Source organism: Pseudomonas sp. BS3782 TE3695 (assembly GCF_050435305.1).
Taxonomy (GTDB): Bacteria; Pseudomonadota; Gammaproteobacteria; order Pseudomonadales; family Pseudomonadaceae; genus Aquipseudomonas.
On sequence record NZ_JBNDKB010000001.1, the window covers coordinates 5,635,077 to 5,654,484 of the forward strand.

A 19,408-nucleotide genomic window follows, 5' to 3' on the forward strand; every position below is an offset into this window, starting at 1 on the left:
TCCAGTCGGTCGAACGTCCGTTAACCCTCGCAGTCAATCGCTTTATACCGCCAGAGAATTGCCGTCATGAAGCGTCGATACAGTTGGCCCCTGTGGACCCTCGCCGGCCTTGTTGTGCTGCTGGTTGCCCTGCACATCGCGCTTCCTTACCTGGTGCGCGATTACCTCAACGAGCAACTGGCGGACATGGGTGACTATAGCGGGCAGATTACTGATGTAGACCTGGCCTTGTGGCGCGGCGCCTACAAGATCAACGGGCTGAAAATCGTCAAGGTCAATGGCAAGGTCCCCGTGCCTTTCGTTAATGCCCCCTTGATTGACCTCTCCATCAGCTGGCGTTCGCTCTGGTACGACCATGCCGTGGTGGCAGAGGCGCAGTTCGACAAACCCGAGGTGAACTTCGTCGACGGCGGTGCCAACAAGAAAAACTCCCAGACCGGCCAGGGCACCGACTGGCGGGCACAACTGGAAAAATTGCTGCCGATCACCTTGAACGAAGTGCGGATCAACGACGGACGGATCACCTTTCGCAACTTCAATTCAAAACCGCCCGTGAACATGAATGCCACCCAGGTCAATGCCAGCATCTACAACCTGACCAACGTGGTCGACACCGAGGGCAAACGCGACGCCCGCTTCGAGGGCAAGGCGCTGTTGCTGGGGCATGCACCGCTGGAAACCCTGGCCACCTTCGACCCGCTGAGCGACTTCCAGGACTTCGAATTTCGCCTGCGCGCCAGGAACCTGGAACTCAAACGCATGAACGACTTCGCCTCGGCCTACGGCAAGTTCGACTTCAATGCCGGCCATGGCGACGTGGTCATCGAAGCCGAAGCCAACAAGGGCCAACTCACTGGCTATATCAAGCCGTTATTGCGCGACGTCGATGTGTTCAATTGGCAACAGGATGTGGAGAACAAGAACAAAGGGATATTCCGTTCCATCTGGGAAGCCCTCGTCGGTGGCACCGAGAACGTGCTGAAGAACCAGCCGAAAAACCAGTTCGCCACGCGCGTCCAGCTCAGAGGTAGCGTGCATCAGAAAGATATCAGCGCATTCGAGGCTTTTTTACAGATTTTGCGCAATGGTTTCATCGAGGCGTTCAATGCCCAGTACGAACGGCCCAAGCCGGATACGGACTAGGATTTGCGTGTGACGGTGTAGCGACCGGTGTCCTCCGCCGCCCGCGCCGGGTTTGATTGCTGTTGCAGAAAGTCCCAGCCCAGACAGGCCAGCGCCAACGACCGCGGCACAGCTTCACGACCACTGCTGTAGCGACTGATACTGCGGGCACTAACCCCCAGCGCCTCGGCCGCCTGATTCAGCGGCAACCCGGTGCGAGCACGCCAATCAATGAAAATACGGGTATTTTCATCTGCCGCATTTTGCGCCAGAGCATCCAGATACAGCGTGTCTGCGCCTATCTGGATATCCAGTTCGGGCCATTCCACGCTCCAGCCATCGTCACCCAAAGCGGCGCCTTCAAAAGCATGCCCCTCCAGCAATGGTTGCAACCCCGGGTACGAATGCAGATCGCGACTTAAATCCAGGCTCAGTTGCTGACCATCGATAAAGGTCAGCGCCAGACGGTAATCCGGCAGTACCTGCACAGCCGACAGCCGTGGTCGTTTCATGGGTAACATCGTTTCCAATCCTCCAGCAATTGCACCTGATGGGCCCTGACCCACTCCAGCGCTTCCTTGATAATCAGCGGCGGCGCCTTGCCCATCATCACTTCGACGGTTTGCAGGCTGAGCATCACGTCCAGGCCGCCACCTGTCAGATGGACATGGGGCGGCGGATGATCCTTCTCGCGCAACTGAATGCGGTACGTATCGCGAAATCGGTATTTAGTAGACATGCCCCGCAAGCTATCGCCAAAATGGCGATAGCTCAATACTGGCTAGCGGCCGAGACTGAGTCAAGATGTGACGCTCCATTCAGAGACTGAATAAGCCGTCTGCGTTCACAGTCGACCGGGCAGCGCGTTATAGTCGAACCTGACCATTTATTGCGCCCCGCCCTGCCTCGTTCAGGTCGGCGTTACCGTTCGAGGATTAGCAGATGAAGTTCGAAGGCACCCAGGCCTACGTCGCCACCGATGACCTGAAGCTGGCGGTCAACGCCGCTATCACCCTGGAGCGGCCACTGCTGGTCAAGGGCGAGCCGGGCACCGGCAAGACCATGCTTGCCGAACAACTGGCCGAGTCTTTCGGCGCCAAGTTGATTACCTGGCACATCAAGTCCACCACCAAGGCGCATCAAGGCCTGTACGAGTACGACGCGGTCAGCCGCCTGCGAGACTCGCAACTGGGCACGGAAAAGGTCCACGACGTTCGCAACTACCTGAAAAAGGGCAAGCTCTGGGAAGCGTTCGAGTCCGAAGAGCGGGTGATCCTGCTGATCGACGAAATCGACAAGGCCGACATCGAGTTCCCCAACGACTTGCTGCAAGAACTCGACAAGATGGAGTTCTACGTTTACGAGATCGACGAGACCATCAAGGCCAAGAAGCGCCCGATCATCATCATTACCTCCAACAACGAGAAAGAGCTACCGGACGCCTTCCTGCGCCGCTGCTTCTTCCACTACATCGCCTTCCCGGATCGCGTCACGATGCAGCGGATCGTCGACGTGCATTACCCGAACATCAAGAAAGACCTGGTCAGCGAAGCGCTGGACGTGTTCTTCGACGTGCGCAAGGTGCCGGGCCTGAAGAAGAAGCCATCGACCTCCGAACTGGTGGACTGGCTGAAGCTGCTGATGGCCGACAATATCGGTGAAGCGGTGCTGCGCGAGCGCGATCCGACCAAGGCCATTCCGCCACTGGCCGGCGCCTTGGTGAAGAACGAACAAGACGTGCAATTGCTTGAGCGTCTGGCGTTCATGAGCCGTCGCGGCTCTCGCTAAGCCCCGATAGAGAGAGGCGATCGCCATGCTGCTCAACCTGTTCAATGAAATGCGTGCAGCCAAGGTGCCGGTCTCGGTACGTGAGCTGCTGGACCTGATCAACGCGCTGAAACAGCGCGTGACTTTCGCCGACATGGACGAGTTCTATTACTTGTCGCGGGCGATCCTGGTGAAGGACGAAAAGCATTTCGACAAGTTCGACCGGGCCTTCGGTGCCTATTTCAATGGCCTGGAAAAGCTCGACGATCATCTCCAGGCGTTGATTCCCGAAGACTGGCTGCGCAAGGAATTCGAGCGTTCCCTGACCGATGAAGAGCGGGCAGCGATCCAGTCCCTGGGTGGCCTGGAGAAGCTGATCGAAGAGTTCAAGAAGCGTCTGGAAGAACAGAAAGAACGCCATGCCGGCGGCAACAAATGGATCGGTACCGGCGGTACCAGCCCGTTTGGCTCCGGTGGCTTCAACCCGGAAGGCATACGGGTCGGAGATGCCGGCAAGCGCCAAGGCAAAGCGGTCAAAGTCTGGGATCAGCGCGAGTACAAGAACCTCGACGATTCGGTCGAGCTGGGCACGCGCAACATCAAGGTCGCCCTGCGGCGCCTGCGTAAATTCGCCCGTCAGGGTGCGGCCGAAGAACTGGACATCGACGGCACCATCGACCACACCGCTCGCGATGCCGGGCTGCTGAATATCCAGATGCGTCCGGAGCGCCGCAACACTGTCAAGCTGCTGTTGCTGTTCGACATCGGCGGCTCGATGGACGCCCATGTGAAGATCTGCGAAGAGCTGTTCTCGGCCTGCAAGACCGAGTTCAAGCATCTGGAGTACTTCTACTTTCACAACTTCATTTATGAATCGGTGTGGAAGAACAACATGCGTCGCACCTCCGAGCGCACCGCCACCCAGGACCTGCTGCACAAGTACGGCGCCGACTACAAAGTGATCTTCATCGGCGATGCCGCCATGGCGCCCTATGAAATCACCCAGGCCGGCGGCAGCGTCGAGCACTGGAATGAAGAAGCCGGGTACGTGTGGATGCAACGCTTCAAGGAAAAGTACAAGAAGCTCATCTGGATCAACCCATACCCGAAAGACACTTGGGGCTATACCTCATCGACCAACATCGTGCGGGATTTGATTGATGACCAGATGTTCCCGCTGACGTTGCGGGGGTTGGAGGAAGGGATGCGGTTTCTTTCCAAATAAAGTTTTTTGTTGCCTGTGATGCCGTCTTCGCGAGCAAGCCCGCTCCCACATTTGATCTGTGTACGACAGGGATTCAATGTGGGAGCGGGCTTGCTCGCGAAGCTTTTAGCAATTTGAAAACCGGCGCAAATATTCTATCTGCTCCCGATGCGCCACATCTTGCACCACCGGCCTCAACCGCACCTTCGCCCCCGGCAAACACTGCGCCAATCGCGCCAAGGCCAATGGCGTCAACGCCCCCAAGCGTGGATAACCACCAATGGTCTGCCGATCATTGAGCAGCACGATTGGCTGCCCGTCCGGCGGCACCTGGACCGCGCCCAGCGGGATGCCTTCGGAGATCATCGGCTTGCCCTGGTACTGCAACGCCATTCCCAACAGGCGAATACCCATGCGGTCGGCGCGGCTGTCGAGGGTCCAGAGGCTGTTGAATGCGTCGAACAAACTCTGCCCGCTGAACTCGCCGATCTGTGCACCGAGCACCAGGTCCAGCGGCGCATTGAGTTGGAAATCCGGCACGTGTTCGGGCGCCAACTGCCGCAGCAGTAGCAGCGAGTTTCCCGAGTAGCTCAACTGCGCCTCTTTGGCCAATGCCCGACCCATGCCATCCAGTCCACCGAGCTCTTCACGGACCACCGTTGCGCTACTGCCCAACACCTTTGGCGCATCAAATCCGCCCGGGGCCGCCAGATAAGCCCGAGCGCCAAGCAGCGACTGGGTGAATTGCAATCGCTGACCTTTATTCAGCCTGAAACTGCGCCACGGCGCCAACGCCTCGCCATCCACTTGCGCCCCCAGATCCGCCCCGGCCAGTGCCAGCACGCAATCGTCCTGGGCAACCACCGTAAACCCGCCGAGGGTGATTTCGATCACCGACGCGTCCAGCTCATTGCCCAACAGCCAATTGGCCCACGACATCGACCGCCAATCCGCCGCCCCGCCCTGGGTCACGCCCAGATGCCGCACGCCAAACCGCCCGGCGTCCTGCAACAGGCACAGCGGTGTACTTGCTTCAATCGTCAGTCGGCTCATGCCAGGGCCTCCAACGGCGTGTCATCACCGCCCAGGTTGATGAACTCGGCATGGCTGACCGCTTCGAAGCACACGGTGTCGCCCGGTTGCAACAGGCTGTAGCCGTCACGTTCGCGGTCGAACAAGTTGGCCGAGGTGCGGCCGATCAGGTTCCAGCCGCCAGGGGATACCAGCGGATAAGCCGCCGTCTGGCGTTCGGCGATGCCGACACTGCCGGCCGCCACTTTTTTACGTGGAGTATTCAGACGCGGTGCAGCCAATATTTCCTCTACCAATCCCATGAACGCGAACCCCGGTGCGAAGCCCAATGCGAACACCTGATACTCGTGTTCGCTGTGGCGGCGGATCACCTCTTGCACCGTCAATCCGCTGCGTCGGGACAACAAGGTCAGTTCCGGCCCGACGCTCAGGTCATACCAGACCGGCAACACATGGCGTTTACCTTTGGCCCGAGCGTTGGGCGACAGATCGATCAAGGCCTCAGCAATCAATTTCCGCACCTGGGCCGGGTTCAGCGCCATCAAATCGTAATGCACCATCAGTGTCGTGTAGGACGGCACCAGATCGATCAAATGGTTGCCGAATGCCTCTCGCAAACTCTCGCTGGCGGCGAGCATCCAGGGCATGTTGGCCTCGCTGATTTCATCGAACAGACGCACCATCAGGCAATCCAGCGCCACCACTTCCACCCGTGGTTTCATGACGCGCTCTGCTCATTCAAGGCTTGGCGAATGCGCTGCACGGCGGCCACCGAACTGGCGTTGTCGCCGTGTACGCACAAGGTATTGGCTTGCAAGTGCAAGGCGCTGCCATCGCTGGCCGTGAGGTTGTCACCGCGAGCAATGATCAGCGCCTGTTCGATGATTTTCTCGGGATCGTGATGCACGGCGCCCGGCAGTTGCCGCGAGACTAGCCTGCCGGCGCTGTCGTAAGCACGATCGGCGAAGGCTTCGAACCACAACGTCACGCCATATTCATCGCCGAGTTGCTGCGCGGCACTGTTGTCGCGGGTGGCCATCAACATCAATGGCAGCGTCCGGTCGTAGGCCGCCACGGCCTGAATCACCGCGCGCAATTGCGCCGGGTTGGCCATCATGTCGTTGTACATCGCGCCGTGGGGTTTGACGTAACTCACCCGCCCGCCCTGTGCCCGGCAGATGCCGTCGAGGGCGCCGATCTGGTAATGCAACAGGTCCTGCAGTTCCTGGGCGGTGTAAACCATGGACCGGCGACCGAACCCCACCAGATCCTGATAGGCCGGATGGGCACCAATCTGCACCCCGTGGCTCAGGGCCAGGCTGACGGTTTTGCGCATGATGCTCGGATCGCCGGCGTGGAAGCCACAAGCGATGTTGGCGCAGTCGATGAAGGGCATGACCTCGGCGTCCAGACCCATGGTCCAGTTACCGAAACTCTCGCCGATGTCGCAGTTCAATAGCAGGCGGTTCACGGTGAACACTCCTGTAGGCTTTGATCTTCTTTAACTGAAGGACATATGCCCCTCAGATTATCAGTTACCGGCTATTCGGTTATTGAGCGTCGAGTTGCTTGCCACGGGTTTCCGGCAGGCTCAGCGCCGCCAGGATCACTACCCCGTAGGACACCGCCGCAAACGCGCCGATTCCCACGCTCAGCGGCACCTTCTGGCTGAGCAAGCCGATCAACAGCGGGAACAACGCCGCCAATGCCCGACCGATGTTGTAGCAAAAACCCTGGCCAGAACCACGAATCCGTGTCGGAAACAGCTCAGTCAAAAACGCGCCCATGCCGCTGAAGATCCCCGAAGCGAAGAAGCCCAAGGGGAAACCCAGCCAGAGCATCACACCGTTGCTGACCGGTAATTGGGTGTAGAGCAGAACAATGGTGAACGAGCCGACCGCGAACAGGATGAAGTTCTTTTTACGACCCAGGATGTCAGTCAAATAGGCGCTGATCACGTACCCGACGTAGGACCCGACGATCACCATGGCCAGATAACCACCGGTGCCGAGTACGCTCAAGCCCCGTTCGTTTTTCAGAAAGGTCGGCAGCCAGGAAGTAATCGCGTAGTAACCGCCGAGGGCGCCGGTGGTGAGGATCGACGCACGGATCGTGGTGAACAGGATACCCGGGGCGAAAATCTCGTAGAACTTGGCCGGATTGCTTGGCTCTTGTTTAGCTTTGGCTTCGCGGTAGATTTCCGGATCCTTGACCAGGCGACGGACAAAAATCACGAATATCGCCGGCACAATACCGAGGAGGAACAGAGCGCGCCAGGCGTCTTCCGGCGGCAGCACCGAGAACAGCAGCGCATACAGAATCGCCGTCAGTCCCCAACCCAGCGCCCAGCCCGATTGCACCATGCCGACGGCTTTGCCGCGGTCCTTGGCGCGAATCACTTCACCCATCAACACCGCGCCGGCGGTCCATTCACCGCCGAAACCGAAGCCCATCAACGTGCGGCTGATCAACAGCTGCTCGTAGTTTTGGGCGAAGCCGCAAAGGAAGGTAAAGAACGCAAACCACAGAACGGTCAGCTGCAAAGTCCGCACCCGGCCGATGCGGTCAGAGAGAATCCCCGCCACCCAACCACCGATGGCCGAGGCGATCAGGGTGCTGGTGTGAATCAGCCCGGCCTCGCCGGTGGTGATGCCCCACATGGCAATCAGGGTCGGTACCACGAAGCTGAGCATCTGGGTGTCCATGCCGTCCAGGCCATAGCCGATCTTGCAGCTCCAGAACGTGCGACGTTCCTGCTGATTGATGTTGCGGTACCAGTCGAAAGGTCCCGGGCGAGCCGTGAGTTTGGGGATATCGAGGGTGTCGGGCGCACTCATGGCAAGTCTCCGTGCAAATATTATTGGTATTGTTCTGAGCCCCGACGACGCCTATCGTGGGAACCGGATGCGTCGATTTTTGGACGCTTGGCCCTGCTGCGTCCAACTAATAAAAACCCGGCCAAGGCATAAGAAAAAGTTGATCCCATGAACCTGAAGTTTCTCGAGACCTTTGTCTGGGTCGCCCGACTCAAGAGTTTTCGCCTGACGGCAGACAAACTCTTCACCACCCAGGCATCGATTTCCAGCCGCATTGCCGTGCTCGAAGGCGAGCTGGGAGTGAAGCTGTTCCTGCGCGATTCTCGCGGCGTGAGCCTGACGCCCGAAGGCTTGAAAGTGCTCGAATACGCCGAGCAGATGATGGACACGATGCAGGCGCTCAAGCACTCGATCGAGACGCGCTCGAGCAAGGTCGGACGGGTCCGGATCGGTGTCATGGACACCGTGATCCACACTTGGCTCAGCCCCTTGGTGGCGCAAATGATGGATCACTACCCGCTGGTGGAAATCGAGCTGGTGGCCGATACCGCGCTCAACCTCTGCGATCAGCTGCAAAAAGGCTTTCTCGACCTGATCCTGCAAACCGACCTGCTGCGCCAGGAGAGCGTGCGCAGCCTGGAACTGGCCAGTCATCCGATGGGCTGGATCGTCGCCAGCAACTCCATCTACAACCGCGAATATTCGGGTGTCGCCGATCTGGCACGGGAACGGATCATTACCTATTCGAAAAACTCCCAACCGCACCAGGAGGTGCTTGCCCTGATGCAGGCCAATGGCGTCATGGCACCGCGGCTCAACTGCGTGAACTCGGTGTCAGCGATTACCCGGTTGTTAAGGGATGGATTTGGCATTGGCGCGTTACCACCGGTGTTGGTCGCCGAGGAACTGGCGCGGGGGGAATTGACCTTGCTGGCCATCGATCAGCGACCGCCAAATTTGCAGGTGGTGGTGTCGTGGCGGGTGGGCGTGGAATGGGTCGAAGAAATCGTGGCGTTGTGTCAGCAAGTCGTGGAGCGGTATGCGCGCAAGGTAGGTGAGGGTTACATCGTTTTGAGTCGTTGAAGATCAAAATCAAAAGATCGCAGCCTTCGGCAGCTCCTACAGGGTGTACGCCATCCCAATGTAGGAGCTGCCGAAGGCTGCGATCTTTAGATCTTTTTTTACAACCCCCGTACATCCCGGTCTTCAATCGGCCGGCTCTGGCGCAAACGCTTGCCGCCCAGCACCACCCAGTCGATCAGTCGGAACAGGCATTCAATGCCGAACGACAGCAGCAATGCGCCGCTCATGCCCCAGATCATCGCTTCCGGTGTCAGCAGGATCTGGTAGTTGTAGCCGTTCCAGGTTTCCTTGCGAATAGCCGGGTCGGCGGCCAGTGCAACTTGCAGGACGCGGATATACCACGGGCCCTGCATGGCCTGGAATTGCTTGTCCAGGGCCAGTTGGCGGGTAAGCAAGGTGCTCAGGCTGTCGGCATCGCTGCGAAAGATCGGGTCTTCACTGGCACGGTAATGGGCCACGAGCGCTTGCATATCGCCCTTGAAAAACTGATTGGCGGTGCCCTGAAAACCGCTCAGACCGCTCTGCGCCTCGATCAGATGCGCCTCGACCCGCTTGGCATAATCACTGATGAACCCCGGCACCTGGACACCGATCAACAGGCCTGCCGCGAACAACACCAGCCGAAGATAACTGAGCAACATGGGGGACAGATCCTTATTCGGTCTTGCCCTGGCTGACGCATTCACCGCGTCGCCAGAGGCTCCATTGGCCCGGTTCGTAGCGGGTCCAGGTTTCGTTTTCGGTCAAGGGTTCGGTGGCGATCACCGTAACCACGTCATTGGGCGTGGTTTCGGCCTGGAAGTCGACGATCACATCGACGTCCTTCAACCGCGCCGGGCCGAAGGGTGCACGGCGGGTGATTTGCGCCAATTTGCTCGAGCAGTAGCAGAACAGCCAGTCGCCGTCGCTGAGCAAGCAGTTGAACACGCCTTTGCTACGGTATTCGGCGCAAGCGGCGACCAAGTCTGGCAGCAACGCTTCGATGTCTACCGGCTCGGGGAACGCAGCGCGTACCCGATTGAGCAAATCGCAAAACGCCGCTTCACTGTCGGTATCGCCAACGGGGCGGTAAAAACTGGCGGTCGGGTTGAAATCGGCCAATTGGCCGTTGTGGGCGAAACACCAGTTGCGCCCCCACAACTCGCGCACGAACGGATGAGTGTTGGACAGGCAGACCTTGCCGACATTGGCCTGGCGGATGTGCCCGATCACCACTTCGCTTTTGATCGGATAGCGCTGCACCAGGTTCGCCACTTCCGACTCGCTGCTCGCCGCCGGGTCCTGGAACAGCCGCAGGCCACGGCCTTCATAAAAAGCGATACCCCAGCCGTCACGGTGTGGCCCGGTGCGGCCGCCGCGCTGCATCAGCCCGGTGAAGCTGAACACGATATCGGTCGGGACATTGGCGCTCATGCCCAATAACTCACACATGCTCGGACTCTCGATTCAGTACTGGGGCACGTTACAGGCGCGGTTCGACCCGCGAACGCTGAGGGTTGCTCGGCACCGGCGGCCGGCCATAACGATCATCGCCGGCACCGCCGAAAGGCTGATCGTCATCAGGCTCGTCGGCCCGCGCGGCGGCTTTGGCGGCAGCCGCCTGTTCCTTGCGAGCGTTGGAGGCGCGCTCGATGGGAAAACGGATGGCCACGAACACCAGGTAAATACCGAAGACAATCATGCCGTACATGAACAGATCGGAAACCGCACGCCAGGCGTTGTTTCCGACCTTGAACAGCAAGTCGAGGGCAGTAATGGCGATGGCCGGGGCAACCTTTTCCTTCACCGGATCGATGATGGTCGGACTGAACAGCAACACCGCCACCAGCAGCCGCAGCGGCTCGCGCAGCCAACGCCACATCCAGCGGGTGATGCGCATCCACACCAACAGGCAGCCTAAAGCGGCAAAGGCGTAGAGGCCCCAAGCGATCAGATAGTCGTTCTCGGTCATGGTGTCCATGGCAAGGCAGGCAAAGAGACGCTTATAGTAACGACTTTTCGCACGTCAGGCTTGTCCCAATACCAGTGAGTTAAGCGCATTCCATGTGGGAGCGGGCTTGCTCGCGAAGAGGGAGTACCACTCGACATTGATGCTGCCTGACACACCGCCTTCGCGAGCAAGCCCGCTCCCACAGGTTGCGAAGCCCTTATTCCGTACATTGTTCGAGAGCCATTCATGCCCCTATCCGCCAACGTCACCAGCGCTCCGATTGCCCACAAGGCCGACGGTTGCGACCCGTATGCCTGGCTGCAGGAGCGCGACACCGACGCGGTGCTCGATTACCTGAAAGCTGAAAACCGCTATCAAGAGGCGCAAACCGCCGACCAGGCCGGGCTGCGCGAAACCCTGTTCGAAGAAATCAAGGGGCGGATTCTCGAAACCGATCTGTCGTTGCCCTCCCCTTGGGGCCCATACCTGTATTACACCCGCACCACCGCCGGTGATGAATACGCCCGACACTACCGCTGCCCGCGTCCGGCCGATGGCAGCCTGCAGATCGACGAAAGCCAGGAACTGCTGCTGCTTGATCCGAACGTGCTGGCCAAGGGTGGCTTCTTTTCCCTGGGCGCGTTCAGCATCAGCCCGGACCACCAGCGTCTGGCCTACAGCATCGACTCCAGCGGCGAAGAGATTTACACGCTGTTCGTGAAGGAATTGTCCAGCGGACGCGTCAGCGAGCTGGAGTTCCAGAACTGCGACGGCAGCATGACCTGGGCCAACGACAGCCTCACGCTGTTCTTCGGCGAACTCGACGACACCCATCGCCCGCACAAACTGTTGCGCTATCGGCTTGACGGCACCGCGGCCGAAGAAGTGTTCCATGAGCCGGACGGTCGATTCTTCCTGCATTGCTATCGCTCAAGCTCCGAACGGCAACTGCTGTTGTCGCTGGGCAGCAAGACCACCAGCGAAGTCTGGGTGCTCGACGCCTCGCTGCCGCATCAGGCCTTTACCTGCCTGGCGCCGAGGGTCGAAGATCATGAGTACGATGTCGACCACGGCAAACTCGATGGCGAGTGGACGTGGCTGATCCGCACCAACCGCGACGGCATCAACTTCGCCCTGTACAAGGCCGCCGATACTGGCGTCGCGCCGACCGAAGCCGACTGGCAGAACCTGATTCCCCATAGCGACACCGTGATGCTCGAAGGCATGAGCCTGAACGCCGAGGCCATGACCCTGAGCCTGCGCGAAGGTGGCCTGCCGATCATCGAAGTGCGCCCCCGGGACTTGGTGCCCTATCGCGTGCAATTGCCGGATGCGGCCTACAGCCTGCATGTGCAGAACAGCCTGGAATTTGTCAGCGACCGGATACGTCTGCGCTACGAAGCCTTGAACCGTCCGGCGCAGATTCGCCAACTGATACTGACCACTGGCGAGCAGACAGTCCTCAAGGAAACCCCGGTGCTCGGCCCGTTCGACGCCGATGCGTATGTCAGCCAGCGGCTTTGGGCGACGGCACTGGACGGTACGCAAGTGCCGATCAGCCTTGTGGTCAAACGCGAGTTCCTCGGCAAGCCGACGCCGCTTTATCTGTACGGCTACGGCGCCTACGGCGAAAGCCTGGACCCGTGGTTCTCCCACGCCCGCCTGAGCTTGCTGGATCGCGGTATGGCGTTTGCCATTGCCCATGTACGCGGTGGCGGTGAGCTGGGCGAAGCCTGGTACCGCGCTGGCAAGCAGGAACACAAATACAACACCTTCAGCGATTTCATCGCATGCGCCGAACACCTGATCACCAACGGCTTCACCACCCCATCGCAGCTGGCGATCAGCGGTGGCAGCGCCGGTGGTTTGCTGATCGGCGCAGTACTCAATCAACGGCCGGAGCTGTTCGCTGCGGCGATTGCCGAAGTGCCGTTCGTCGACGTGCTCAACACCATGCTCGACCCGGATCTGCCGCTGACCGTCACGGAATACGACGAGTGGGGCAACCCGCAAGAGCCGGATGTCTATGATCGGATCAAGGCCTACGCCCCGTACGAAAACATCACCGCGCAAGCCTATCCAGCCATGCTGGTGATCGCCGGCTACAACGACAGTCGCGTGCAGTACTGGGAAGCGGCCAAGTGGGTGGCGAAATTGCGCGCGACCAAAACCGACACCAATCCCCTGCTGCTCAAGACCGAACTGGGCGCCGGGCATGGCGGCATGAGCGGTCGTTATCAGGGATTACGTGACGTAGCCCTCGAATACGCATTTGTTTTCAAGGTTTTGGGCATCGCCTGAGGAACTTGGCCCGGTGTGCCGGTCTTAACACCAGCACGCCGGACAGGATGCAGCGCAAAACCAATGTGGGAGCGGGCTTGCTCGCGAAGGGGCCATCACATTCAACATCAATGTTGACTGATACTCCGCGTTCGCGAGCAAGCCCGCTCCCACAAGGGATTTAGACCATCTAAAGAACCGGAACCAGCCACAAGAAAAAGACCGTGACGACATGTCAGAACCGACCTTACTGAACAACGAAATTCGCGACTGGCTGATGGACTGCGGCCTGTTCGATCAACTGTTGCCGGCAGACTTCGTGGCGGCTTCGGGTTACTTCAGCATCAGCACCATCACCGAAGGCGAAGAGATTTTCCATGAGGGCGATGCCGGCAGTTTCATGTGCATCATCCACACCGGCCAGGTTGCGGTGCAGAAGACCAACAGCGATGGACAACGGGTGACCATGGCCACCTTGCGCAGCGGTCGGGCGTTCGGCGAAATGGCCGTGCTCGACGGCGAACGGCGCTCAGCCAGTTGCGTGGCCGCGAGCAATTGCCAGTTGCTCAACCTGGGCAAGGACTCCCTGGAAAAGATGCTCAACGACGCGCCAAAAATCGCCGCCAAAATCATCCGCGCCCTCGCCGTCTCCCTTTCCAAACGCTTGCGCATGGCCGATGGGCAGTTGCTCTCGCAACAGGTCTAGCCTCCCGGTGTTTTGATTTTCGTCGTGTTCGGTTCAAGGCCCGGCAAGGTCTGGTCCTTGGGTGGTTTGGGCATTTCGATTGGCGGCAACAGCGGTGGCCCGCCACTGCCGGAACCGGCCTTGGGCACGCTGGTCGGGGTGATCTGCGGATACGGTGTCGGAGTGGCGGTGCCGGGTGAACCGGGTATTGGCGCGGGACTGGTGGGGATGGTCTGAAGCTCCTGGGCCTGCACTTCAGTAATCGAGAGCGCGGCCAGGGCAATGACCGTTAGAATGGTGCGCTTCATCAATGGCTCCGTTGGCCTTGTGGTCTTTTTGCAGGCTACTCCCAACTGCGCGTGTTTGCCTTCCTCCATCTGTCAATTTCTCCTCAAGAGCGCCCCATGAAACGTTTCGTTCTGCTCGACACCACCCCCATCCCTGAAAACGGCGGTGCCCTGTGCCTGTTCGAATACGGCGAGGACTTCGTTATCAAGATTCAGGGCGGTGACGGCGGGCAGTTGATGAATACTCGCATGCACGGCTCCGAAGATGCCCTGGCCGAAATCCCCTGCCGCAAGGTCGCCGGCCGGCCGAATTCGCGAGTACTGATCGGTGGCCTGGGCATGGGATTTACCCTCGCCTCGGCGCTCAAGCATTTGGGCAAAACGGCTGAAGTGATGGTCGCCGAACTGGTGCCCGGCGTGGTGGAGTGGAATCGCGGGCCGCTGGGCGAAAAATCCGGCAACCCGCTGCTCGACCCGCGCACGGTAATCCGTATGGAAGACGTGGCCAAGGTGCTGCAAGCCGAGCCTCAAGGTTTCGATGCGATCATGCTCGACGTCGACAACGGCCCCGAAGGCCTGACCCAGAAAGCCAACAGCTGGCTCTACTCCGCCGGCGGCCTGAGCGCGTGTGCCAAAGCCTTGCGGCCCAAAGGCGTGCTGGCGGTGTGGTCGGCCAGCGCCGACCGGCAGTTTTCCGACAAACTGAAAAAGGCCGGCTTCAAGGCCGAGGAAGTACAAGTCTTCGCCCACGGCAACAAGGGCACCCGCCACACCATCTGGATTGCCGAGAAGCTCAAGGGCTGAGCGTGGGCCTGTCATCACTTATTTACTAGGCCGCGTTGCGCCTGAAAACGAGCCAGGCAAGGCGCAGTCCGCTGGTAATGGTCGCTCCCTTGCCAAGGACTGCAACGCAGCCTGGCTCGTTTTCAGGCACAACCCGAAGGGCCGGTCTGCTGTGGCGCAGGGCTGCGTTGCTCGGAGCTCGTTTGGAATGACCAAACCACGCTCCTCGCGCCTTGCCCTGCGTCACAGCAGACCCGGCGCGGCCTAGTAAATAAGTGATGACAGGCCCTACACTCATGTCATAACCGTCATTAGTCTTTTTACAAAGGTGAACCCATGAGTTCGTCCACCCCAACCAATACATCGAAGCTGGACCGCATCCTCGCCGACAACCAGCGCGACAAGGAAATGGGTTACCGCGACAAGGCCCTGAAGATGTACCCGCACGTGTGCGGCCGCTGCGCCCGCGAGTTCTCCGGCAAGCGCCTGAGCGAACTGACCGTGCATCACCGCGACCACAACCACGACAACAACCCTCAGGATGGTTCGAACTGGGAACTGTTGTGCCTGTATTGCCACGACAACGAACACTCGCGGTATACCGATCAGCAGTATTTCGACGAAGGCTCGCTGAGCACGCCGAAGATTGCCAAGGCGACGCATAACCCGTTTGCGGCGTTGGCGGGGTTGATGAAGAAAGAAGATTAAAGATCTTCGGTGCCTGCGCTGGCCCCTTCGCGAGCAAGCCCGCTCCCACATTAGATCTCGGGTGAACACACTATTTGTGTACGCCGCAGATTGAATGTGGGAGCGGGCTTGCTCGCGAAGGCAATCGAACAATCACCACCAATCTCCAAACTGACCCCCCCTCCCCCAATCCCCGTATAATCGCCGTTTTTTCTCGAAGGCACCCCGCTCGTGGCAGACAAACGGTACAGCTGCATTGGTTTGTACAACCCCAAATCACCGGAGAACGTCGGTTCGGTCATGCGCGCCGCCGGTTGCTATGGCGTGGCGTCGGTGTTTTACACTGGCAAGCGTTATGAACGCGCTGCCGATTTCGTCACCGACACCAAGAAAGTCCACTACGACATTCCGCTGATCGGCATCGACGACCTGAAGAAAATCCTGCCACTTGGCTGTGTGCCGGTCGCCGTCGAACTGGTCGATGGTGCCCGCTCGCTGCCGGAATACACGCACCCGGACCGCGCGCTCTACATCTTCGGCCCCGAAGACGGTTCGCTGGATAAGGAAATCCGCGACTGGTGCGAAGACGTGGTCTACATCCCGACCACCGGTTGCATGAACCTGGCAGCCACCGTCAACGTTGTGCTGTACGACCGCATGGCCAAGGGCAACAACACCCGCTCCGGGCCAAAATTCCGCTGAAGTGCCGCATATTCGATGGAACAAGCCGCTCGCCCAGGCAGTCAGCTAAATATCTGGCAACCCTTCCCTGTCTGGAGATCGATCATGCGTGAGTTCAATCCTGTAGAACGTATCGAAACCACCCCCTTCCAGAGCCATTCCGAACAGAACGTTCATGGGTGGGAGCGTGCCGGCTCCCTGGCCGGTGGCGTGGTCATGCTAAGCAAAGGTCTGCGACGCGGCGGCGTGTTCGGATTGATTGAAATAGCCGTTGGCGGCATGGCCCTGGCCCGGGGAATCACTGGGCATTGCGCGGCGAAAAGACTGTTGGAAAAGAACCGCCAGGACATGGAAAACGCCCGCACGCGAATCGAACGCGCCGGGGATGAGCTGAGCCGCATGAAAGCCAATGCCGAAGCGGCGACCAGCACCGCGACCGTAACGGGTAATGATTCGTTGAACTCGCCGAAGGCTGGGGTCTGATCCGAACGTTGCGATGGGGCTCATGGCCTCTTCGCGGGCAAGCCCGCTCCCACAGTGATCGCAGGTGAGCACAAATGTTGTGTACACCGCAGCCCCCAGTGGGAGCGGGCTGCTTGGCGTTTAAACGGCGACGCTTAACCCGCGCGAAAAATCAGATGATCTTCCCAATCCTCTTCAGCCACGCTGCCTTCGGCAAGCATGCGTCCGGACTGGGAAATACGTTCGTGATGCACCGCCTCGCGATCACCGCACACCAGGTGATGCCAGAGCGGCAAATCCTTGCCTTCGCTGACCAGTCGATAACCGCAGGTCGGCGGCAGCCATTTGAACTCATCGGCCTTGCCCGGCGTGAGCTGAATGCAATCGGGCACAAAGTCGCGGCGGTTAGGATAATCGGTGCACTGACAGGTTTTGAGGTCGAGCAATTTGCAGGCGATACGCGTGTAGTAGACGGAGTTGTCGTCTTCGTCCTCGAGTTTTTGCAAGCAGCACAGGCCACAGCCGTCGCACAGCGATTCCCATTCCTCTTGATCGAGTTGATCGAGGGTTTTGCGTATCCAGAACGGTTCGACTTTGGCGGCCATGGCTCAAGTATCAACATCAGGTGGTGAAAAGGCCGCCAGTCTAGTGCCAAGGCACCGGCGGGCCAAGCATGGGCGACTATCGGTACAACGGAATTTGTCAGTTATAGCGTCGCCAAGCAGCTTGGCCGTCGCAAGGGGCCATGTTCAAATGCCATTCACGCTCAACCCCGTTGCATTCAGATGAACTACCCAGGGTCTTGAAAAAATCTATCGCGCAGTTCAACTGCGTTCGCAGCTTTCAGACGACCCTCATTTTCAAACGTAAAGGAATCTCTTGATGAGTGCTAACCCACGCGTTGCCGACTATGCCATTCACCCTCAGTTCACTGATCGCTGGTCGCCCCGTGCCTTCACCGGCGAAACCATTGCTGAAGAGACCTTGCTGAGCTTTTTCGAAGCCGCTCGCTGGGCACCATCGGCGTACAACTCGCAGCCTTGGCGGTTTCTCTATGCGCGCCGCGATACGCCGAATTGGGAGCGCTATCTGGGCCTGCTGAATGAGTTCAACCGCAGCTGGGCACAGCACGCCTCGGCGCTGGTGATCGTGATCTCGAAAACCACTTTTGCGATACCCGGCGCCACCGAGGAAACACCGGCGCTATGGCATACCTTCGACACGGGCTCGGCCTGGGGCCATCTAGCGCTGCAAGCGAGCATCAGCGGCTGGCACACCCATGGCATGGCCGGTTTCGATCAGGAGCTGACCCGCAAAGAGCTGAAAATTCCAGAAGGCTATGCACTGCACGCGGCGGTGGCGATCGGCAAGTTGGGCGACAAGGCAACACTGGCCGAGTACCTGCAAGCGCGCGAAGAGCCAAGCCCGCGTCGCCCGCTGAGCGAGTTGGCGGTCGAGGGGGATTTCACCCTCTAACCAACGATGAAGTTCAAATGTGGGAGCGGGCTTGCTCGCGAAGGCGGTGTGTCAGTCGATACTCAAGGTGACTGACACAACGCTTTCGCGAGCAAGCCCGCTCCCACATTTAATTGGTGGTGAATTCAATACCCGCGTGAAAAATCCACTTCCCCACGCAACGCTTCACCCGCCTGATACGCCCGCAGGTTTTCGACGAACAACTTCACCATCATGGGTGGCGAAGTCGGTGCCGAACTGTGCCCCGTCAGCAGCAGGCCCCACGCGGTCCAGAATGGATGGCGTTGTGGAAGCGGTTCCTGACGGCAGACATCGATCACGGCCCCGGCCAGATGCCCTTCCTTCAGGGCTTCCACCAAATCCGCATCGACCACCGCCACGCCGCGCCCGACGTTGATGAACAACCCGGTCGGCTTGAACTGCTTGAACAGTGCGGCGTCGTACAGGTCGTGAGTGTTCGGGGTGTTCGGCAGCAGATTGATCACGTAATCCACTTCGCCGACCAGACGCGGCAAGTCACTCAGGGCGCCGACTTCGACAAAGGGCGCCTGCTCGCGGGCTTCGCTGGCGATGCCGTACAACTCGACGCCAAATGGCACAAGGAACTGCGCCACGGTCTGGCCGATGTCACCGGTGCCGACGATCAATACCTTGCGTCCAGCCAGGCTTTGTCCCTGGCGACTGTCCCACTTTCGCTCGACCTGGCTCACCAACCGCGGCAGTACTTCGCGCTCATGGCCGAGCATGTAAGTCAGTACGTATTCGGCCATGACCTGACCGAAAATCCCTACTGCGCGAGTCAGGCGATAGTGCCGTGGCAAGCCGTCGGCCAGCAACGGCGTGATGCCGGCCCAGGTCGACTGTAACCATGCCGGCATGTGGCCCTGACGCAACAGCGTCGCCAGCAGGTCCGGCTGGCCGAGCCAGACCTGGCATTCGGCGGCCTGACGGGCCAGTTCGGCGGAGTCGCCGCTGGTCAGTACTTCCAGATCAGGTGCTGCCTGACGCAACAGTTGGGCATACACAGGGTGGTCGTGTTCAGCAATCAGAACGCGCATGGTTCAAACCTTTCAAAAGCAGTGCAGACGGCCGCCGACGGAGTATCACTCCATC

The 19,408-nt window shown here is 59.5% G+C and carries 23 protein-coding genes; 11 read left to right on the top strand and 12 right to left on the bottom strand.

The features are described from left to right. Positions 1-66: 66 nt before the first annotated feature. Positions 67-1,143, top strand: a complete 1,077-nt coding sequence (locus ABH909_RS25420; protein WP_429438385.1) for a DUF748 domain-containing protein — start codon at positions 67-69, stop codon at positions 1,141-1,143. On the opposite strand, the gene ABH909_RS25425 is transcribed toward ABH909_RS25420, so the two are convergent. Together ABH909_RS25425 and ABH909_RS25430 are read right to left on the bottom strand one after the other, a co-directional pair. After that, positions 1,140-1,643, bottom strand: coding sequence for a DUF2442 domain-containing protein (locus ABH909_RS25425; RefSeq protein WP_429438387.1), 504 nt, complete (start codon positions 1,641-1,643; stop codon positions 1,140-1,142). The genes ABH909_RS25420 and ABH909_RS25425 overlap by 4 nt on opposite strands. Further along, positions 1,631-1,861 (bottom strand): DUF4160 domain-containing protein, encoded by a 231-nt coding sequence (locus tag ABH909_RS25430; RefSeq protein WP_429438390.1) that lies wholly within the window; start codon positions 1,859-1,861, stop codon positions 1,631-1,633. The genes ABH909_RS25425 and ABH909_RS25430 overlap by 13 nt, the downstream gene beginning before the upstream one ends. Positions 1,862-2,064: 203 nt before the next feature. Between ABH909_RS25430 and ABH909_RS25435 the strand changes: the two genes are divergently transcribed. Together ABH909_RS25435 and ABH909_RS25440 are read left to right on the top strand one after the other, a co-directional pair. After that, positions 2,065-2,910, top strand: a complete 846-nt coding sequence (locus tag ABH909_RS25435; RefSeq protein WP_038979370.1) for an AAA family ATPase — start codon at positions 2,065-2,067, stop codon at positions 2,908-2,910. A gap of 25 nt (positions 2,911-2,935) precedes the next feature. After that, complete coding sequence (locus ABH909_RS25440) at positions 2,936-4,114, top strand: vWA domain-containing protein (RefSeq protein ID WP_429438391.1); 1,179 nt, start codon at positions 2,936-2,938, stop codon at positions 4,112-4,114. Positions 4,115-4,219: 105 nt separating this feature from the next. Here the strand turns inward: ABH909_RS25440 and ABH909_RS25445 are convergent, their stop codons facing one another. From ABH909_RS25445 to ABH909_RS25460, 4 genes are all read right to left on the bottom strand, one after another. Further along, positions 4,220-5,146, bottom strand: a complete 927-nt coding sequence (locus ABH909_RS25445) for a biotin-dependent carboxyltransferase family protein (RefSeq protein WP_429438393.1) — start codon at positions 5,144-5,146, stop codon at positions 4,220-4,222. Next, positions 5,143-5,847: a 5-oxoprolinase subunit PxpB gene (gene pxpB, locus ABH909_RS25450; RefSeq protein ID WP_429438396.1), complete on the bottom strand. Its 705-nt coding sequence runs from the start codon at positions 5,845-5,847 to the stop codon at positions 5,143-5,145. Before pxpB ends, ABH909_RS25445 begins: the two co-directional genes overlap by 4 nt. Next, a complete protein-coding gene (locus tag ABH909_RS25455) occupies positions 5,844-6,596 on the bottom strand; it encodes a 5-oxoprolinase subunit PxpA (RefSeq protein WP_429438399.1) in 753 nt (250 codons plus the stop codon). The genes pxpB and ABH909_RS25455 overlap by 4 nt, the downstream gene beginning before the upstream one ends. Positions 6,597-6,675: 79 nt before the next feature. After that, complete coding sequence (locus ABH909_RS25460; protein WP_429438402.1) at positions 6,676-7,962, bottom strand: MFS transporter; 1,287 nt, start codon at positions 7,960-7,962, stop codon at positions 6,676-6,678. Positions 7,963-8,109: 147 nt separating this feature from the next. On the opposite strand from ABH909_RS25460, the gene ABH909_RS25465 reads away from it, so the two are divergent. Then, positions 8,110-9,024: a LysR family transcriptional regulator gene (locus tag ABH909_RS25465; RefSeq protein WP_429438405.1), complete on the top strand. Its 915-nt coding sequence runs from the start codon at positions 8,110-8,112 to the stop codon at positions 9,022-9,024. Between the two features lie 98 nt (positions 9,025-9,122). On the opposite strand, the gene ABH909_RS25470 is transcribed toward ABH909_RS25465, so the two are convergent. Genes ABH909_RS25470 through ABH909_RS25480 form a run of 3 tightly spaced genes read right to left on the bottom strand, consistent with a single transcriptional unit; the run spans position 9,123 to position 10,984 of the window. Further along, positions 9,123-9,665 carry a DUF2937 family protein gene (locus ABH909_RS25470; RefSeq protein WP_429438408.1) on the bottom strand — a complete coding sequence of 181 codons (543 nt, stop codon included), beginning with the start codon at positions 9,663-9,665 and terminating at the stop codon, positions 9,123-9,125. Positions 9,666-9,678: 13 nt separating this feature from the next. Further along, positions 9,679-10,455 carry a class II glutamine amidotransferase gene (locus ABH909_RS25475; RefSeq protein ID WP_123501094.1) on the bottom strand — a complete coding sequence of 259 codons (777 nt, stop codon included), beginning with the start codon at positions 10,453-10,455 and terminating at the stop codon, positions 9,679-9,681. Between the two features lie 31 nt (positions 10,456-10,486). Then, complete coding sequence (locus tag ABH909_RS25480) at positions 10,487-10,984, bottom strand: MFS transporter (protein WP_123501092.1); 498 nt, start codon at positions 10,982-10,984, stop codon at positions 10,487-10,489. 216 nt (positions 10,985-11,200) lie between these two features. Here ABH909_RS25480 and ABH909_RS25485 point away from each other — a divergent pair, with 216 nt between their 5' ends. Next, positions 11,201-13,255, top strand: a complete 2,055-nt coding sequence (locus ABH909_RS25485; RefSeq protein ID WP_429438411.1) for a S9 family peptidase — start codon at positions 11,201-11,203, stop codon at positions 13,253-13,255. 211 nt (positions 13,256-13,466) lie between these two features. Then, a complete protein-coding gene (locus tag ABH909_RS25490) occupies positions 13,467-13,940 on the top strand; it encodes a cyclic nucleotide-binding domain-containing protein (protein WP_429438414.1) in 474 nt (157 codons plus the stop codon). On the opposite strand, the gene ABH909_RS25495 is transcribed toward ABH909_RS25490, so the two are convergent. Next, positions 13,937-14,227 (bottom strand): hypothetical protein, encoded by a 291-nt coding sequence (locus ABH909_RS25495; protein WP_429438417.1) that lies wholly within the window; start codon positions 14,225-14,227, stop codon positions 13,937-13,939. The genes ABH909_RS25490 and ABH909_RS25495 overlap by 4 nt on opposite strands. A gap of 96 nt (positions 14,228-14,323) precedes the next feature. Between ABH909_RS25495 and ABH909_RS25500 the strand changes: the two genes are divergently transcribed. From ABH909_RS25500 to ABH909_RS25515, 4 genes are all read left to right on the top strand, one after another. Continuing rightward, the gene (locus tag ABH909_RS25500) at positions 14,324-15,010 is read left to right on the top strand and encodes a spermidine synthase (protein ID WP_429438420.1); all 687 of its coding nucleotides are present in this window, start codon (positions 14,324-14,326) and stop codon (positions 15,008-15,010) included. A 315-nt stretch (positions 15,011-15,325) separates the two neighbouring features. After that, positions 15,326-15,697: a YajD family HNH nuclease gene (locus tag ABH909_RS25505; protein WP_007898702.1), complete on the top strand. Its 372-nt coding sequence runs from the start codon at positions 15,326-15,328 to the stop codon at positions 15,695-15,697. Between the two features lie 210 nt (positions 15,698-15,907). Further along, complete coding sequence (locus ABH909_RS25510) at positions 15,908-16,378, top strand: RNA methyltransferase (protein ID WP_007942196.1); 471 nt, start codon at positions 15,908-15,910, stop codon at positions 16,376-16,378. Between the two features lie 84 nt (positions 16,379-16,462). Beyond that, positions 16,463-16,840 carry a YgaP family membrane protein gene (locus tag ABH909_RS25515; RefSeq protein ID WP_429438422.1) on the top strand — a complete coding sequence of 126 codons (378 nt, stop codon included), beginning with the start codon at positions 16,463-16,465 and terminating at the stop codon, positions 16,838-16,840. A 134-nt stretch (positions 16,841-16,974) separates the two neighbouring features. On the opposite strand, the gene ABH909_RS25520 is transcribed toward ABH909_RS25515, so the two are convergent. Continuing rightward, positions 16,975-17,424: a YcgN family cysteine cluster protein gene (locus ABH909_RS25520; protein WP_429438425.1), complete on the bottom strand. Its 450-nt coding sequence runs from the start codon at positions 17,422-17,424 to the stop codon at positions 16,975-16,977. A gap of 277 nt (positions 17,425-17,701) precedes the next feature. On the opposite strand from ABH909_RS25520, the gene ABH909_RS25525 reads away from it, so the two are divergent. Beyond that, positions 17,702-18,295 carry a nitroreductase family protein gene (locus ABH909_RS25525; RefSeq protein ID WP_429438428.1) on the top strand — a complete coding sequence of 198 codons (594 nt, stop codon included), beginning with the start codon at positions 17,702-17,704 and terminating at the stop codon, positions 18,293-18,295. A gap of 125 nt (positions 18,296-18,420) precedes the next feature. Here the strand turns inward: ABH909_RS25525 and ABH909_RS25530 are convergent, their stop codons facing one another. Next, on the bottom strand, positions 18,421-19,353 hold the full coding sequence (locus ABH909_RS25530) for a D-2-hydroxyacid dehydrogenase (protein WP_429438431.1): 933 nt from the start codon (positions 19,351-19,353) through the stop codon (positions 18,421-18,423). Between the last annotated feature and the right edge of the window lie 55 nt (positions 19,354-19,408).